Genomic DNA, 17,547 nt, shown 5'->3' on the forward strand with positions numbered 1-17,547 from the left:
CTTCTTCCCCCTTTAACGTTATTTTCTTTTTTCAAGCAATTGGGCTATTTTTAATACCGTACGGAAATTTTCCAATAATAAATCCTCATCCTCAAACGTAACTTGAAACTCTTCTTCAAGCGAAACCAACATCCGGACCGTACTCATCGAATCAAGTCCGTAATTGGTCAAATCGGCATCATCATTGAATGCCTCCTCTATAGCTAGTTCACTAGCAACCTTAGATTTTACTGCTGTAATCAGTTCTTGACTGGTTAGTATATTTCCGCTCATGTAATCGCTCCCTTAAGATTTAGTGGATAAAGATTGTTTATAGCTATCAAGCTTGCTTCCAGAAGTCAATTGATCTCTGTTCGAATCGCTGAAAAATCTTTCAATAAACGGTTTTTCCCATTGGACTTTACGGTTGTAATCCGCCTGTCCGAACTGATCAATTTCAGTAATGTTCATCTCTTGTACATTAGCCATAAATTCATTTCCATAGTTTTCTCTATACAAAAAATTGCAAAAAAACAAACTGTAATACATGGAACTAACGGCATTCAACTGTTGTGCACGTTTATACACCATTTGCCAATCCAACTGTTCATTTATGCTCAGCAAATATTCTCTGAAATCGCAAAATTTAATAAGCGAAAGCTCTTCACCCATCGTAATCCATTTCACATTGCTTGCCTCTTTATATAAATGAATGGAAATATGGAGTAAAAAATCAATTTGATCTAATCTGTCAACCTTTATTTCCAATAACGTACTTTCCTTGGCATTCTGCATTAAGGATTGCGTTGCCTGAAAATCCTTTTGCAGATCCACATCATAGGAGAAGTCTACCCTTACGCATTTTAAGAACGGGTTTTCAACCATTTTCACATGAGGATGCAAATTACCTGCGTTCATTTTCCACATTAAAGCTTCTTCTTTCTTAGCGGGAATGATCTCTTGAGAAGCCCAATCATAATCGCCAATATCATATCCTTCTTCAAGCAGGGCGTTGGAGACCTTGGTTCGATCTTCCGGTCGAATGATGAAATCGATGTCATTCAATGTTCGAAGACCATAATCGCCATACAACTCGGGAGCAAGGATTACGCCTTTGACCGGAATCACCTTGATCCCCTTTTTCGCAAAGTGTCTGAGAAGGTTAGCAAGTTCTAGAAACAACAGATTGTTTTTTTCCTTGTTGCCCAAATAGTTATATTCGAAAAGCCGCTTGTACTGCATGTTCACTTTATCTTTATGGTCCAATCGTATAACATGGCGACTGGAAAGCTGCAGCACTTTATGTTTTACTGCAATGGCCGTATACCTTCCCACATCGAAACCTTCTTCAATTATAGTCCCGATCTGCTTCTCTTCTTCTGAGGTAAGTGCGATTTTGGAAGTCAACAAGATGAGTCGTTCTTCATTGTTTAACTGGTCATAATTTAAGTGATTCATACTATACGCTTTCCTCCAATCGAATAATCGCTTTCTCTGTAAACAAAACTTCCTCTTCATCTTTCAACGTTTCATACATCTCACCGCTAATCATCGCAGGGATCCCCGCCTCACGAAGCAAAATGCTCAAATGACATAAAACGGCGCCTTTTTCAAATATGAATCCGCTAACATAGGGAATCAGCGGTGCTAATGATCTTTTGGGAAAATCGCTCACCACGATAGGTTTATCGGATCCGATGCTATTAAAAATAGCTTGCTGGAAATGGCTTGAATTTATCTTTTCAATATAAGCTTGGGTCGGAATCACATTAATTTCATGAATTGTGCTAAATAAATTATCGAGTGCGTCGGCTGAAAGTCTTTTGACTTTACCTTGGCACGATCCATCCGATAAAATATTGAATGCGGTAGAGAATTGTGAATTCTTTTCCTGAGAAAGATCGAAAAATGTAACGCCTCCTTCCACTGGGGAAGAGGTCCACTCCACGCTTGCATTACTCAACTTGCTTTCAAGCAGCGTCGTTAATTGGACGATCTGCAAAATCTCACTTTGTTGTAAGATACACTCCGTTTCATCCTTCAGTTCGCATCTTTTCCATGCCCCTCTATCGGCATCGTATGCATAATAGAAGGCTGTACTATGAATTTCTGAAGATAGAACTGTTCCCTCCAACGTTACTTCATAACGCGACGGTATGCCCCCATCCTTCCAAAGCGCATTGAACCCACCGTTAATAGCCTCAATATAAATTCGATCGCCAACCTGCTTGGAATAACCGGACTTTCCTGCATGCAGGAATTCCGAAACGCATATGGTTGAAACTCCTTCACTGCACGAAAACATGGGGTTTCTTAATGCTTTCAATATATCTTCAGGGGTATTAAAAGTTCGAATAAGCCCATGATCCGTTTTCAGCTCAACCAGCTTGGTCTTGCAATGTCTCCCTATTACTTCAACATCCTTCATCGTTAATCTCGCAGTATCGACACATAAAAAACCTAGTACCGCAATCCGAATATGGTGTCTCTTTAAAACAAGCCTAGTCCAATACTTTTTGTTTAGATGCTGATTCAATAGTTCAAGGCAACCTTGATTGGGCTGAGCGAGCAGGAAATGCAGCGATTCCTCTTCTATCCATGTTCCATGTTCTAATGTTTTAACTGCCGCCTTACTAGTTATAGGTCTGCATTGGGTAATGTAGAGTTGTTCCTGTTTGACCCCCCATTCCAAATCGACGTGGCACCCCATGATCCTCTCTAATTCGAATATAAGCATCTGCAGTTCGGTCAATATTTCCTTGCTGAGTTTATTATCTTTCTTAGGCACTTCCCATCGGGACATTTTACAGACATGCGGAACAGCAATTCCATCCACTAGTTTCCCACATTCTCCCTCAACCATTTCAATCCATATGCATTCATCCGCATCGATTGTTTCTTTGAAAGAAGAGAACGCAACACCTGAAACATCAAACTCCACAAATTCTTGGATAATTAAATGGATACTTTCGGGATAAGTTCCGGTTACGGAATATACTTTGCTCGAAAAGGCGCTGTTCCAGCAAGCAACCATTCCTTGCCAAATTGTTGATGCTTCACCTGACACGATATGGCTCTCATAGACACCCGCCATACTACTTGTTTGCGTATCCTCATTGTCAGCCGAACTTCTTATGATGAAAGGCGGCTTAAGAAATTTCGAAATATCATTTAATAAAGATTCCGTATCACTATCCATAACAAGATTGTCTAACAAAGATTCGAGAAGAGAGTCACGATATAAAACCCATTCCCCTTGAATGACATCCATAAATTCATTGTATTTTTCGTTGTAGTGAAGTAACTTCGTTAATATGCTGAAAGGTATAATAACTCCTCGCGGCACCGTTATATCATGCCGGATTAATTGCCCCAGTGCGTTTGCTTTGCCACCTGCCTCAATATGTTCACCTAAATGGATAAAGGAATTTTTCATCTTAACCTTCCCTTCAGCTAGATCGCTTTTTGTTGCAAAAACATGTTTCGGTACACATGATTTTTTTCCAAAAGCTCATCGTGTTTTCCGCTTATCACGATTGATCCCTGATCTAGCAATACCGTGCGATCCGAAAACAACACGGATTGAAGACGATGGGTAACAATAATTAAGGTTATCCCTTGCAAGTGATGTTTTACGTCCCGAAGTAAACTATACTCGGATTCATGATCTAATTGAGATGTTGCTTCGTCAAAGACTACGATTCGGGGCTTCTGCAAAATTACCCGCGCAATCGCCAACCTCTGCCGTTGACCGCCCGACAAATTGATTCCACGCTCACCGAGCATCGTTGAATACTGATCCGGTAATCCTTCCACCCAAGTATCAATCTGCGCGATTCGACATGCTTGACGAATTTCATCCATTGAAGCTTTTGGATTGGCAAGCAGCAAATTTTCTTTGACCGAAAGATTGAACAGAATACTTTCTTGCATAACGATACCGATGTTTCGGTTGATCTGTTCAACAACAGTTTCATGTATGACAACTGACCGATTTAACCACACTGCGCCATGGTCAGGTTCAACAATTCCCAATAGTATCTTTGCGATCGTTGACTTCCCACTACCGCTCCTTCCTACAATGGACACACATTCTCCCGCCTGAATATTCAATTGGATATTTTTCAGCACTGCATGCTTGGCTGCCGGATAAGTAAAACTAACCTCTTTAAAAGATATCTCCCCGTTGAAATGAACCGGTTCAACCCAGTTCTTCTGTTGCTTCATCTCAATATCCACGCTGTCCAGCACACGCTCTATACTTGGCCTTTGTTCCTGAAGTTGGATATCCAACTCATTGACATTTCCCAAACTTCGGAACGTTAAATCGTAATAACTCATAAACAATACCAGACTGCCAATGCTCAACTCACCATAGATAATAAGAAGGCCTCCGACAAAGTAAATATTCAACTTGGTAATAAAAAAGTCCTTAATAGAAATAAAGGTTCTATTCATACTCCAAAAAAGCTGTTTATTAAAGAACAATTGACTTAATCGATGCCAGTAGGAAGTGAATTGAATTTCTTGTTTCTGTTCTAATCCAAAGGACTTAATTTCCTTCCATTCTTGTAACACTTCCTTCAACCATTCTTCGTATCTCCCATAGACATGACGATAAGATTCAGATGTGCGATATACCGATTTTCCCAGCCATTTCGTCATCCAGAAGGACAGCGGAATCGATACAAAACCGATGAGAGCAAGTTTCCAGTTAATGCACAGCATAACAACAGAAAATGAAACGATCAGAACAACATGATAATAGTATTGAATGATATGTTTGTCTGGATACATCGCAAGCAAGTCAACATCATTGTCGATGCGATTTTTCAATTCTCCTGTTCCTAGAGATTGGAATTTCCCGTTGTAGTCGCGCAAATAATTATTCCACATTTTTTTTCGAATCATAATTGCCAGCAAGTTAGATAACCGATTTGTTTTTTGGGCGGAGTATGTTAATAACCCTGTTTCAAAAACATAGGAAACGATGTAGCCTGTGATAACGATCCACAGCAGTTCCAATTGGCCTGAAATGAGCACACCATCTACTAACAACTTGTATAAGTAGGGCGTTCCCAGGACGATTAATAACAACAAGAAACGGATCGAGCTCAGCAATACATAGGGATTCCGGCTGCCAGCAATATACTTGTTGATCTGCCTCATGAACTTGATTCGATCGGATTTAAGTACGTTCATATGCTGCATACCACTCCTTCTGTTCCGAATACAAATCATGGAATACTGAACAATTTTGCATGAGTTCTTCTATCTTCCCCATTCCCGCAACAGATCCCTGATCCAGTACGATAACTCTCTCTGCCTCTGCGATCATAGAGAAATTATGTGCAATTGTGATAATCGTTTTTCGAGATCTCAAAGACCGGATAACTTGACGTAAAGCTTGCTCCGATATGCCGTCCAAGGCAGAAGTCGCCTCATCAAATACAATAATTTCGGGATTCCTGATCAGCACTCTGGCAATGGATATCCGTTGCTTCTGTCCTCCAGACAGGCCTTCACCGTTGATGTTTAAAAACGTATCTAACTGGTCAGGAAGCTGCTCTATTTCATTTGCAATGCCAGCTTGCCTGCAGGCCTCCCATATGGCGTCATCCGTGAAATGTTTTTCTCCCATACAAATGTTATGGCGAATGGTTCCTTTGAACATTACGGGCCTTTGATGTACTACTCCAACCATTCTCCGCAGCTCCTTCAGCGGATATTGTTGGATAGGAACTCCGTCCAGTTCGACGACACCTTCATCCGGTTCATAGAAACCCTGCAGCAATTGGATCAAGGAACTCTTCCCCGTCCCGCTTTTACCTACTATAGCAACATGTTCTCCATACCTTATAGTGAAAGAAAGCTGATCAAAAACAGGCTTTTCATTGTAAGCAAAGCGTACATTCCGAAAATCAATGCTCGTTCTGGTAGAATAACAACCATCTCCTGTTTTGCGTTCCTCACTTTGTCCCAAAATCGCAAATACACGATTGACCGACACAAAATTTTTCTGTAACCGCATATGCGCCTGAGCAAGATTACGAAACATATCGCTAATGATCGTGTAGTACATTAATGTCGCGATAACCCCTCCGACTGAAAAGGACCCGTTAACCACCAGAATACTTGAAAAAATAAACAAGGTAAGCTGAACAAGAAGTACCACCAATACATTTATTCGTTCTGATATGAATTCAATCCGATCTTTTGCAATTTTGGCCCTAGTAAGCTCCACATGTTTACCGATGAAAACAGAGTTGTTTCTTCTAACTTGCCCAAATATTCTTATTTCCCTCATACCCGATAACATCTCGAGCACCCAACTCGAAATCTTTCCATACAATTCTCGATGAATAAACGTTTTTTTGTACGCTCTCTCATTTATTTTCTGATTGATAAAGTAAGAAACCGGCACCAATACAGCAACTACAAGAGCCACTTTGACATTCAACACAGCTATAAAACAAAAAGCGCTAATCACTTTGATGGAGTTGGCGATTAAATAAAAAATATTCCAGTGAATCAAATTCATAAATTCATCTGTATCTTGGTTTATATTGACCATTGCTTCGCCAGTTTCCATTTGGGAGAGCCTGTCTGCCTGTGCGCGAATAAACTTTCTAATGACTTTTCTCCTGATCTCATAGACGAAACGTGTCATCAGGTATGACCATACGGCATTAAGCACGAAATGGAGAGACTGCTCTCCAATGAATACAACACCATAGCTAATTACAATAAGAATAAAAAAATCAATACTTTTCTTATAGAAGACCTCGTCTATCAACAAACTAAATATATAGGGATAGCTCATTGCGATGATGGAGGTCGCCACAACACAAATAAATAAGTTTACAAAACTCCACCGGAACGGCTTCATGAGCTTTAAGACTATTCCTATTTTCCGCTTTTTATCCATCACTCACCTATTTTCTAGACAACTTGTCGATAATTCGTTCCTGGCCTATCTTCAAGCTAACTTGAAGAGACTGTTTTGATAGATTTTCCTCGTCACTAAATTCATGGATAATGTCTTCAGTTAATGCTTGTGCTTGGATGCGAGTTCGAGTTCCCTCTCTAGACACCGTTATAATTTTTGCTTTATATTTTTGGGACGAGCGGTACCAGTTAACATACGAGGTAGCTTGGGCGTCTAGTCCTCCGTCAATCCAAAACTCCAATACGTATTCATTCTCTATCGATGATGGCTTGGGGATTAGATTGGCATTCACTGTATTTTCAATGTCCACCTTATATACGAACAAGGAATAAAATACAAAAACCGATATCGAAAAAACTAGTGCAAGCGATATCAAAGGCGTCTTGACCGCTAAGTGAAAGATTACCCTTGAAACACGATTCTGTTTTCTCATAAAGAAGCACTTTGCTTTTCCAGCAAATAATCCCCGAGTACAAGATAATCTAAATCAATTCTTAAAAAACACTGGACGGCATCCATTGGGCTTTCTACAATGGGTTCGTTATTATCGTTAAACGATGTATTTAATAGTACGGGTACACCTGTCAGCTCATAGAAGGAATTTAAAAGCTGATGAATCCTTGGATTCAGTTTTTTGTTGATCGTTTGAATCCTCCCGGTTCCGTCTTGATGTGTAACGGCTGGAATCACGGAATGCTTCGTTTCGTGAATTGGCGGAACAAACAACATATAATGAGACGGATGGTCCATATCTACATATTCCGTTTGATATTCTTCCAGAACAATTGGAGCAAATGGTCGAAAAGCCTCCCGATGTTTGATTCTTTCGTTAATAATATCTTTCATTTTGGGATGGCGGGCATCCGCGAGTATACTTCTGTTGCCCAATGCTCTTGGTCCAATTTCGGATCGTCCATTAAAAAAACCAATAATATTGCCTTTTGATATAAGGTCTGCGACCTTTGCATACAAATCCGACGGCCGACTCACTTTAATTTTCTCTTTAAAGGCGTCAAGTGCAGCCTCTACTTCGGTTGAAGTATATTCTTTTCCCAAGTATGGACTGAATATTTCATTTAACGGAGCCCATTGCTGTTTTCCTAAAATATAGTGACCATACATGGCACTTCCTACCGCTGTTCCAGCATCCCCGGCCGCAGGTTGAATAAATATTTGTTTAAATGGCGTTTGTGATAAAATTTTATAGTTAGCCACGCTATTTAGCGCAACACCTCCAGCTAAGCACAAATAGTCCAATTTTGTTCTTTTATATAAATAATTACTTAGCTGAACCATCGTTTTTTCAACATGATGCTGCCCTGCGTAAGCCAAATTTGCCTTAATTATAAATAACTCTTTATCGTTCGCAGCCCCATTCAACTGCAATTTAATATACTCAGCCATGCCGGCAGCTTGCTCCTCCGAAAAGTGGTACTCCCCTTCATCCCCACATCTGTAATACTCACTCATTTCTCTGATGAAACGGCTGTCACTGCCATAAGCAGCTAACCCCATCGTTTTTCCTTCCTGCAGGAACTCGAAACCTAGTCCCCGAGTTAACGTCAAATAAAACGCCCCAATCGAATTTTCGAAAACAGGATACTCTCTATCGCGATTAATCCTTCCAGAAACTTGGGATAACAGCTCAATAGACGAGCCACTTGCATGATAGAATGAAATGGTTTCATTCATGTCCGAATTTTGGCTTACCGGGCTCCCATATCCATCAACCACCAGAACCGCCGATTTCTCTAACCCCGAGGCGTAATAGGAACTTGAAGCATGCGCCAAATGGTGATTCATTAGTATGATGCGATCTTTAAAGCGTTCATAATACTTGGGGTCGAGAATATCATTCCCAACGATAAAATCAATATCATCCAAAGATAAACCAGCATGGTTTAACAGATAATCCGCCGACCGACATCTGACCGCTTTTAGACCTAATCCCAAAGAATGCTTTATTCTCGTCAAACGTTCCTCTTCTATTGCTCCTTGAACAACACCATCCACGATCAAACAAGCCGCAAAGTCGTGATTAGATCCACCAAGCCCTAACACTTTCATAGATATTACCTCTTTCTCGGTTATGATAAGGTGATTGAAAATATATGTACGTCTTCATTGGAAGAAAACGTGAGCGCAGCAACCTGAGATGCCTCGCTCAGCTGAAACCTAAGCGCATAAATTCGTCCTAACTGCGGCAACAAACGAACCTCTTCTTTTTCATATAGGGCCAATTGACCCGAGTATCCGATGTCTTTGCTAGAATCAGCCTGGCTGGTTATCCAGTGGTCCCCTTCCATAAGCCATTCTTGAAGCTCACCCAACGAATTTTCAATGAAAACCTGACAAGAGGTTTTTTTCTTGAAAGAAATAAGAAGATCGATCTTCTCAAAATATTGATCTGATCCAATTTCTACTCGTTGACCTCTCGCAATCATATTATCGTGACTGTAACCATCATAGTTCTGCATTAAAAAAGTAGTAGTAGTAGATACTCCCCATATCGCCGTTGATGGCAAATCATGTGCCAAAAAGAAGATGTTATTGCAAAAATCAACCGGTGTATCGAATGAACCGAAAGCCCGATTATTCATTAAGTCACGTATCTCAACATGGTGGTAGCGTTTGACCGGTTGATGTCGAGTTTCACTTGTTTGAACCATGTCTGAAAATTGCTGCAGAATTTGAGCTTCGTCTTCAGCCATATCCTCAAGCTTACTTGCGACTCTTTGCAACATGACCATCGGATCAGCCAAATGGCTGGATTTCAGCAACATAACCCTTAAATTTTCCCAATTCCGGCTGGCCTGCTTCATCTCGGTTACAATGGGGCTCAATCTAACATCATTCATAAAGTTAAGAGCTTCGGCAAACAACAACCGTCCTTGACTTACTTTTATCAAACGTTTGAATAAAGGAGACGCCCACCACTTATCTTTGTACCGCCCAATTTCTTCTTTATAATTGAAATGCTTAATGATATCTTCGGAAAAAGAAATGATCGCTTCCTTCATCCCGTATTCACCCGAGAGCTTGTTCAAAGTATATATTGCGACCTCTTCTATCGAAGGAATAATTTGTTTTTTTTCGACATTCCTGATTGAATAACACACACTGCAATATTGATGCAAATCCTTTAAGGGCAAATGCTCGCGGTGTTTATCATAGAATCCGTCGACACAAATAAAACATTCCTTCTTCTCATCAATGCCAACAACAATCACAAAATGCATATTATGGTATGTCTGATATCCTGGATCCCATGGGCACCAATACGAATCAACGAACAATACTATGGGGATGTTCTCTGCTAGGTATAATCGTATTAAATCCATCATTGCAGAGGTCTTCCCCACCTGATGCTCTTCAATTTTTATGCCGTGATAATGCTCCAAAGGTATAAAAGTGTCGTCCATTTGTGTCAGGATACGGTCTCCAGTTATGCTTGCTGTATCGTATTCCCTGTTTCTGAAAGAAAACCCCCACTTCCCCAAAAACATAAGCTCATATCTTTTATTCCATGACAACGCTATAGAGATGATTTGCGACTCTAAACAGTTAAGCGTCTCGTGCTTGAAAGGAGTAATTGCCAAACTCAATGTGGTTCACGATCCTTTATGGAAGTTTTAAAATATGGAATAATATGCTCTCCGATAACCTTACAGACTCCAGCATCCAAATATCCAGAAAAAAGAAAATAATCCACACCTGCCGAGTGATAGTGCTCCAGCTTCCTGCATACTTCCTCGTAGCTTCCTATCACGGTTAATCCTACAGAGCGGCTCACTTTCGAGAGTCCTGCCCAAAGATGGTCTTCCACCCATAGTTTATCGCATTCTGCATATTGCTTGTTTTTGCGAATACCTACCGAATCCACGCTATTGAGGTACATTTTAATCATTTTCTGCTGTGCATCCGTATACATCTCGAATTTCCGATTTGCGATTTGAACTGCTTCTGCCGTATTTTCCGCTGCTAAAATATCCACATACATTCCTAATTTCAAGCTTCTTCCCATAAGTAAAGCCTTTTGTTTCAATACGCTTGCTTTCTCTCTAAAATTCCCGACCGTATCCGCATAACAAATCAATACATCTCCCTGTGCCGCCGCGATATTCAAAGCCTCGTCCGAGCTTCCAGCAATGAATACTCTGGCATCTCGTGTATAGGGAGGTTCAATGGTCAATTGGTTGTAGTTGAAAACGGAACCTTTATAACTTGCCGCTCCTCCCTTTAACAAATGAACACATTTCACAAACTCCTTCGTGCGAAGATAACGATCTTCGTGGGAAGCAAAATCTGCAGTTGAAAGTGCCTCTTGCTGAATACCACCTGTGACTATATTGATATCACATCGGTTTCCGTAGATCTGCGACACGGAGTTAAGGGCTTTCATAGTTATGTGCGGTTGAAGCAAATTGGTATTTTGAGCTACAAGGAATCGAACTCGACTTGTATATGTAGCAAGTAACATGGTCATAATCCATGGGTCCGGCGCCTGCTTGGCACTAGCTATTAAAATGCTGTCGAATCCACTGACTTCGGCTTGAATAGCCTGCATTGTACATTCATTGACGTTTGATACAGGTAGCGCCCAACAAAATTCCATAAGACCTCCGTCTAATTGTACTTATTTACCATTCGATAAAGCTTTGGTGTAGTGCGAAATTGACTTTTAAACATCTGACAGAAGTGCGATGACGATACATACCCTACTTTGGTCGCTACCTCTTTGATGGAAAGATCGGTTTCCAACAACATTTTTTCAGCCTGCCGAAGACGAATATCATTTAAATACTTTATTGGTGATTTATTAAACACCTTCGAAAAAGTATTGCAAAGGTAAACTGGGTTGCAGTCGATCAATTTTGAAAGATCATATAAAGATATAGGCTGGTTGTAATGCTCCTTAATGAATCGACTAACCAGCAACAATCTTGCATCAATTTTTGTATTTTCAGTTACATTTTCAAGCCGTTTTTTTGTTTCTTTATTCAAGAAAGTCTCTAAGGTTTCCACCAGCAGATCATGTTTTCCAGTTATAAAATATTTTTTTGTAGCGCTTTCAATGTATTCCAAGCTTTCTCTAAACCTTGCGGCATTAGGCAACGTGTACTGACAACACCTTACGGTTACAGCTTCCATAGAACTGTTAACAAGCCTAAACATCAATTCGTTTTGTGTGACGATTTTAACTTTTTCTTTTTGCAATTTTTTTATTTGTGAGGCTATATGAAACTCGATATCTTGTTCTGGAAAAATCATTGTGCAGGTGTTCTTCGGATTAATAAAAATAAACCCTGCCTTAGATAGCATATTTATGTTTATTATTGTCATATTTGACACAGACCCACCCCAATTCCAAAATTACAAAGCAATGATAACACCGCAAAACTTAATAGCCAAGTAAATCTGTAGAATTAAATATGTAAAATATTTTAATATACTCAAAAAGCGCATACCAAGACATACTTCCACAGAAATTTATTGTCGTTTTGTTTTTCTAAAACGTTTTATAATTCTACCCTATGTAAATCTCCAATTTAGTTTTTTACACTTTTAACATTCTCATTTTTCATCATAGTAAAACATGCCTGTCGATGTAAGGCTTATTTTGTCGAACCTCTTTTTCGTTTCTTGTAAATAAATTAATACTTATAGAAATCATTTTTTTATGCTGCTTTTATCAGCCCTCTGAAATCAAAGTCTCGCTTTTAAAAAGCATGACAGTATTTTACCTTGACAGTAAATGGATCATTCTGATTAAATAGAACTAATTTTATTAAATTTTTGTAAATTTATGTATTTCATTCTTCCATACTCTATTTGCACTATTTCATACATCTTCATGAATTTTGTTAGAATTTTAAAGCTAATTAAATTGACTGATGTGAGGGAGATATTATGAAGAAAAAACAGTTGCCTATGAAAAAACAAGATCTAATTTCCACCTACAATATAGATGCTAGCTTTGTTTCTATGGCTCTTAGTTATGAATTAACCGAGCCATGGTTATGCAGCAATTTTATTCAATTAAAAAGTTTCAAAGGTAGTCCTCAAAATTTCTTTTATGAATGTCAGCATGAATATGATACGCCATTCTTTGCTGTACAACGGATAGGTAAAGATCTAATCAACAAAAAATGGGAAGATATCATTCAATTTATAATAGATTGTATAGACACTAATTATTACATACTCATGATGGTGAACAAGAAACACCTTTCGGTTTACAAAAATATGGATATCCCTGAATTCATTCACGATGTTTTCATTTACGGATATGATTCCGATCAAGAGCTTGTTTATCTAGCAGGAAACTTCCTTAACGGCAAATACGCCTTTGTAACCTGTACTTTTGAAGAAATAAGAACCGCTTATATCCTTTCTTTTAAAGATGAGTTGTTTGATTGGCTCTTTGGCGTTGTATTATATCAATACCGCGATTCAGAGAGACAAAAAGTGGATCCTGATATTCGGTCACGCATTAAAACTTTACTTGAACATTATCTTAATTCTACTCATATGAATTTACTTGATCTTAATAGAACTACTCATTATGACCGCGAGCAATTACTGTTCGGACATGATGTTTATCGTAATGTTATAGACCACTATGCTTCCAATGAAGATCCTCATATTGATATTCGACCTTTTCATTTATTTCTTGATCATAAAAAATTTATGCTCCATAGATTCAATTTCCTAATTACGAATCAATATATCGAAAAAAATGCAATTGATTTAGCATCTCTTTCAGAATTGATAACGCTTACTGAGATTCATAGAAATCTAGTCCTGCGCTTCAATATAACAAAAGAAAGCAAGTTGAAAAATGATGTCTTGAACCGTTTAGATTCCTTCATAGAGAAAGAGCAAGCAGTTTACAAAAAGATAATTTCATTCCTTTAAAACTCCTTTGATTGCAAAAATTCAATATCTCTTAAGACTAGACTTCATACGAGCGCTTGTTATTGTTATATAAAGAAGAAGATGATCTCCGTATACAAGGGAGATCATCTTCTTCACGTTGGATCCTTTACTCTGGATCCTTACTCTCTCGAAGTATAGCTATTCATTTTGATCGAATTGGCTTGCATTTTTAGCTGCATTGCCTTTTGCCAGCGGAATGCCGTTTTTCTTGGCATACCAGGCTTGGTAATGATGGATTGCCACCCCTGCAAAAGACGAATGTTCCTTTCCAAGGCGGAACACGTTCGCAATCTCTTCATCCATATTGCTCAGCGTTTTGTTGTAGAAGGTCAGATGCTCCCCTTCATGCGTGTCCCCGAGTTCAGCGCCGATCCACACCTTTTTGCCGAGTTCATCCGCTTCGTCGAGCTCCTCGCGGGAAAGGTCATACATCTGCTGTCCGCTGTCCCGGTAAGCCATGATGGCCACGGCGTCGAAGCGGTTAATGATCCAGCGGCTGAGCGTGCCGCCGCCATTTGCCGCTTCGCGCCCATCCAGCCAGAACGGGATCGCCGCGCTCATGTACAATCCCGCTTCCTTGCCCTCGGCGGTCCAAGCGCTCATATTGTCCTGCCATTCCGCAATGACCTCACTCTGCTCTTGCTCCCAACGCTGAAGCTGATACGGCTCCACGTCGAATTGAATGCCCGTGAACCGTTCTTCCGGTGCTGATGCCTCATTATAGGCCTTTACTTTGTCCACGAACGCAAGACCCTCTTCGCGCTTCTCCGTATAAGCCCAATCCGCATGGCCGTTCAACGCATGCACTTCCATCCCGGCCTTGTGCGCGGCAGCAACGAAATGGCGGTATGCATCCTCCGTGACCTCATCCTGCAGCTGCAAGAAAATGACTTCAATTCCCTGCTCTTTCGTGAACGCAATGATCTCCGGCGTTTGCTCGGCAATGATCGACGCATCCCACAGCCAGGTCGACTTATGCTCCTCGGTGGCGAACCACCGGAAGAGCCAGGGCAGGAGCAGCAGGCAGAACGTCAGTGCCAGCACAGCCCATTTTGCCTTGGCCGGCATCTTGCCCTTGAATGTCATCGGCTTTAGACGAGCAGCGCTTCGCTATGTTCGAGCACAGGATGTTGAACGGAATGGCCAATTTTGTAAATATGCGGCTGCGTGTAGCTGCGGAACGCATTGCGCGTGTCCAGAATCGGCACGCCGAGGTCGGCAATGTCGCCATACGGCAGGTCTTTATGGTTCGTGATCAGCACGATGCAGTCAAATTTCTTGAACTGCTCCAGGCTGAACGGCACGCTTGGCACGGTCTCTCCATGCTTGTCGCGGAAGGAAGCGGCATATGGATCATAGTAGCTGACGTTGGCTCCGCTCTCTTTGAACAGCTCGTATACCTCAAGTCCCGGGGATTCACGCAAGTCCGCAATGTTAGGCTTGTACGCCATGCCGAGCAGCAGCACGTTCGAATTGCGCACCGACTTCGCGTATTCGTTCAGAATGACGGAGGCTTTGTTCAGCACGTAATACGGCATGTTGTCATTGGTGGACTGAGCCAGTTCAATGAATTTGCTGTAGAAACGGAAGCCCTTCGCTTTCCAGGACAGGTACATCGGGTCGAGCGGGATGCAGTGGCCTCCAATGCCCGGGCCCGGGTAGAACGGCATGAATCCGAACGGCTTCGTCGCCGCCGCGTCGATGACTTCCCAAATATCGATGCCCATGCGGTCGCACATCATCGCCATTTCGTTCACAAACGCGATGTTAACGCTGCGGAACGTATTTTCGAGCAGTTTGGACATTTCAGCCACTTTCGGGGAGGATACCGGAACGACGGTTTGCACGTATTTGCTGTACAGTGCCGTTCCGAGCTTCAGGCACGATTCTGTCGTGCCTCCGATGACCTTCGGCGTATTGAACGTCGTGAAACGTCCGTTGGACGGGTCCACCCGCTCCGGCGAGAAGCACAGGAAATAGTCTTTGCCTGCTTCATGCCCGATCTTGTCCAACTCCTGCTGGATGAGCTCTTCGGTCGTTCCCGGGTAGGTCGTGCTTTCGAGCGTGATCAGCATGCCTGGCTTCATGTGCCGTTTGATCTGGTCCACAACCGTTTCGATGTAGGAGGTATCCGGGTCCTGATTCTCGCTCAGCGGCGTAGGCACGCAGATGCTGAGCGCATCGATCACGCGCAGCAGGCTGTAATCCGTCGTCGGCTGGAAACGGCCGGTTTGCATCACCTTTTTCAACTCGTCGGACGAAATGTCATGAATGTAGGAATCGCCATGATAGATACGATCCACCTTCGATGCATCCAGGTCGATGCCGATGACCGTGAAGCCCTGATTGACCATTTCCACGGCCAGCGGCAGACCTACGTAACCGAGCCCGACAACGCCGAGCACCGCTTCTTTATTCTCAATCGCATTCAGTAAAGTGTGAACATGTTGATTCTCCATGGTATTCCCTCCAGGCTGTATTTTTGGTTTTTTGTATTTATAAGCCGAAGATGTTTCGCACCAAGACACTTCGAGCACAGTACCATCTTCTGATCGCCGTTATCCCCGGATTTTGTTGAATCCCCTTTGGCTAAGGGGAAAATCCGGGATAAGCCTATGCTTCCGATGCAGCTTTCCTTCAGAAAGCTTTCAGAACGCTCCGCTTCTCCAGATTGGTTCTGTCTCTCCGTTCATGTGCATACGCTATTTTCGCCTTATATAATGGTTCGTGGTACGTCTCGGCAGAGACTAGTATCCGGCTGTTACGCACTGTTCATGATGGATTGTCGATCATCTGAACCTACTCAGTGCAGGCACCGCCGGATTCTCGCATCCAGTTCTACCGGGGAGAACGGTTTGGTCATATAGTCATTCACGCCGCTGCTGAAGCATTGGCTGATCGTTTCCTCCACTCTTTGCTCGGTTAACACCACGATTTTGGGCGGGTGTTCCACCTCCAGTTTCTGAATGTGGTGAATAAACGGGAGGCCATCGATGCCGTACAAGTTCAGTTCGGTCAATACCAGGTCAGGCTCCACCTTTCCGATCATTTCGAGGGCTGCGAGTCCATCCACCGCTTCATAGGTTTCGTACCCCTGCATCTTCAGCCGCAATTGCAAAAATTCGCGGATCGTCGGATCATTATCGACAATCAGGATACGCTCCGCCCGTTCTGCCATCTGATCCGGCGTGTAGATCTGGATGTCGGCGGAATCGACCCGTCGGGCGAATTCCGCCATTTGCTGGATGACCGCCTGGGACGGCCGATCCTTGTCCTTGAAGCTGGCTACCACGATCTGCGGCCGTGCTCCCGGAACGGTTTCCAGCAAATGATGTTTGATGCATAGACCCTCATAGTGGACCTCATCCAACAGCAGACCTGGCAGCAGCACGCCAACCGTTTGGGTTGTCCCATCCTGCCATAGCTGAAAGCCATACTCGTTCGTTCGCTCCAGATACGTTTGAACCTGCTGCTCCGGCGGGGATTGCCCTGCACAATGAATGAACATGAGGCCGCATGCTCCGGCCCCGATTCCCTTTACTTCCTGCTCCATGCTTCGGTACACGTTCGCGGCAGCTTCACGCTGCAATGTCGCCGCATTCGACATGTTTTCTCCACCCTTCTCCTTTGGATTATCTATCATGGTCTTGCCGTATTGCTTCCGTTAACGCCGGCTTGCC

At 42.1% G+C, this 17,547-nt stretch carries 13 protein-coding genes; 1 reads left to right on the forward strand and 12 read right to left on the reverse strand.

The genetic code is table 11. The annotated features are described in order from the left end of the window. Positions 1-18 precede the first annotated feature (18 nt). From RSX24_RS14915 to RSX24_RS14955, 9 genes are all read right to left on the reverse strand, one after another. Complete coding sequence (locus tag RSX24_RS14915; protein WP_343261024.1) at positions 19-273, reverse strand: acyl carrier protein; 255 nt, start codon at positions 271-273, stop codon at positions 19-21. Positions 274-285: 12 nt separating this feature from the next. Continuing rightward, positions 286-1,437, reverse strand: a complete 1,152-nt coding sequence (locus RSX24_RS14920; protein ID WP_343261025.1) for a nucleotidyltransferase domain-containing protein — start codon at positions 1,435-1,437, stop codon at positions 286-288. A gap of 1 nt (position 1,438) precedes the next feature. Next, the gene (locus tag RSX24_RS14925; protein WP_343261026.1) at positions 1,439-3,415 is read right to left on the reverse strand and encodes a PEP/pyruvate-binding domain-containing protein; all 1,977 of its coding nucleotides are present in this window, start codon (positions 3,413-3,415) and stop codon (positions 1,439-1,441) included. Between the two features lie 17 nt (positions 3,416-3,432). After that, positions 3,433-5,181 (reverse strand): ABC transporter ATP-binding protein, encoded by a 1,749-nt coding sequence (locus RSX24_RS14930; protein ID WP_343261027.1) that lies wholly within the window; start codon positions 5,179-5,181, stop codon positions 3,433-3,435. Beyond that, positions 5,168-6,907 (reverse strand): ABC transporter ATP-binding protein, encoded by a 1,740-nt coding sequence (locus RSX24_RS14935; protein ID WP_343261028.1) that lies wholly within the window; start codon positions 6,905-6,907, stop codon positions 5,168-5,170. Before RSX24_RS14935 ends, RSX24_RS14930 begins: the two co-directional genes overlap by 14 nt. 450 nt (positions 6,908-7,357) lie before the next feature. Next, on the reverse strand, positions 7,358-8,995 hold the full coding sequence (locus tag RSX24_RS14940; protein WP_343261029.1) for a carbamoyltransferase family protein: 1,638 nt from the start codon (positions 8,993-8,995) through the stop codon (positions 7,358-7,360). A 20-nt stretch (positions 8,996-9,015) separates the two neighbouring features. Then, complete coding sequence (locus tag RSX24_RS14945) at positions 9,016-10,533, reverse strand: BtrH N-terminal domain-containing protein (protein WP_343261030.1); 1,518 nt, start codon at positions 10,531-10,533, stop codon at positions 9,016-9,018. Next, positions 10,530-11,543, reverse strand: a complete 1,014-nt coding sequence (locus tag RSX24_RS14950; protein WP_343261031.1) for an LLM class flavin-dependent oxidoreductase — start codon at positions 11,541-11,543, stop codon at positions 10,530-10,532. The genes RSX24_RS14945 and RSX24_RS14950 overlap by 4 nt, the downstream gene beginning before the upstream one ends. An 11-nt stretch (positions 11,544-11,554) precedes the next feature. Then, positions 11,555-12,271 (reverse strand): helix-turn-helix transcriptional regulator, encoded by a 717-nt coding sequence (locus RSX24_RS14955; RefSeq protein WP_343261032.1) that lies wholly within the window; start codon positions 12,269-12,271, stop codon positions 11,555-11,557. Between the two features lie 567 nt (positions 12,272-12,838). Between RSX24_RS14955 and RSX24_RS14960 the strand changes: the two genes are divergently transcribed. Next, entirely contained in the window at positions 12,839-13,846 is a 1,008-nt protein-coding gene (locus tag RSX24_RS14960; RefSeq protein WP_343261033.1) for a hypothetical protein, read from the forward strand. A 159-nt stretch (positions 13,847-14,005) separates the two neighbouring features. Here RSX24_RS14960 and RSX24_RS14965 read toward each other — a convergent pair whose 3' ends face one another. The 3 genes from RSX24_RS14965 to RSX24_RS14975 form a co-directional block, all read right to left on the reverse strand. Then, positions 14,006-14,935, reverse strand: a complete 930-nt coding sequence (locus RSX24_RS14965; RefSeq protein ID WP_343261034.1) for a hypothetical protein — start codon at positions 14,933-14,935, stop codon at positions 14,006-14,008. Positions 14,936-14,958: 23 nt separating this feature from the next. Then, on the reverse strand, positions 14,959-16,326 hold the full coding sequence (locus RSX24_RS14970) for a nucleotide sugar dehydrogenase (RefSeq protein ID WP_343261035.1): 1,368 nt from the start codon (positions 16,324-16,326) through the stop codon (positions 14,959-14,961). Between the two features lie 344 nt (positions 16,327-16,670). Continuing rightward, the gene (locus tag RSX24_RS14975; RefSeq protein ID WP_343261036.1) at positions 16,671-17,474 is read right to left on the reverse strand and encodes a response regulator transcription factor; all 804 of its coding nucleotides are present in this window, start codon (positions 17,472-17,474) and stop codon (positions 16,671-16,673) included. Positions 17,475-17,547: the final 73 nt, after the last annotated feature.

Origin of the sequence: Paenibacillus hubeiensis, from assembly GCF_032334105.1 — a bacterium.
Taxonomy (GTDB): domain Bacteria; phylum Bacillota; class Bacilli; order Paenibacillales; family Paenibacillaceae; genus Paenibacillus; species Paenibacillus hubeiensis.

Excerpts from the sequence above, each read along its gene's own strand:
- RSX24_RS14915 (WP_343261024.1), bottom strand. The coding sequence starts at position 273 with ATGAGCGGAAATATACTAACCAGTCAAGAACTGATTACAGCAGTAAAA.
- RSX24_RS14920 (WP_343261025.1), bottom strand. The coding sequence starts at position 1,437 with ATGAATCACTTAAATTATGACCAGTTAAACAATGAAGAACGACTCATC.
- RSX24_RS14925 (WP_343261026.1), bottom strand. The coding sequence starts at position 3,415 with ATGAAAAATTCCTTTATCCATTTAGGTGAACATATTGAGGCAGGTGGC.
- RSX24_RS14930 (WP_343261027.1), bottom strand. The coding sequence starts at position 5,181 with ATGAACGTACTTAAATCCGATCGAATCAAGTTCATGAGGCAGATCAAC.
- RSX24_RS14935 (WP_343261028.1), bottom strand. The coding sequence starts at position 6,907 with ATGGATAAAAAGCGGAAAATAGGAATAGTCTTAAAGCTCATGAAGCCG.
- RSX24_RS14940 (WP_343261029.1), bottom strand. The coding sequence starts at position 8,995 with ATGAAAGTGTTAGGGCTTGGTGGATCTAATCACGACTTTGCGGCTTGT.
- RSX24_RS14950 (WP_343261031.1), bottom strand. The coding sequence starts at position 11,543 with ATGGAATTTTGTTGGGCGCTACCTGTATCAAACGTCAATGAATGTACA.
- RSX24_RS14955 (WP_343261032.1), bottom strand. The coding sequence starts at position 12,271 with ATGACAATAATAAACATAAATATGCTATCTAAGGCAGGGTTTATTTTT.
- RSX24_RS14960 (WP_343261033.1), top strand. The coding sequence starts at position 12,839 with ATGAAGAAAAAACAGTTGCCTATGAAAAAACAAGATCTAATTTCCACC.
- RSX24_RS14965 (WP_343261034.1), bottom strand. The coding sequence starts at position 14,935 with ATGCCGGCCAAGGCAAAATGGGCTGTGCTGGCACTGACGTTCTGCCTG.
- RSX24_RS14970 (WP_343261035.1), bottom strand. The coding sequence starts at position 16,326 with ATGGAGAATCAACATGTTCACACTTTACTGAATGCGATTGAGAATAAA.
- RSX24_RS14975 (WP_343261036.1), bottom strand. The coding sequence starts at position 17,474 with ATGTCGAATGCGGCGACATTGCAGCGTGAAGCTGCCGCGAACGTGTAC.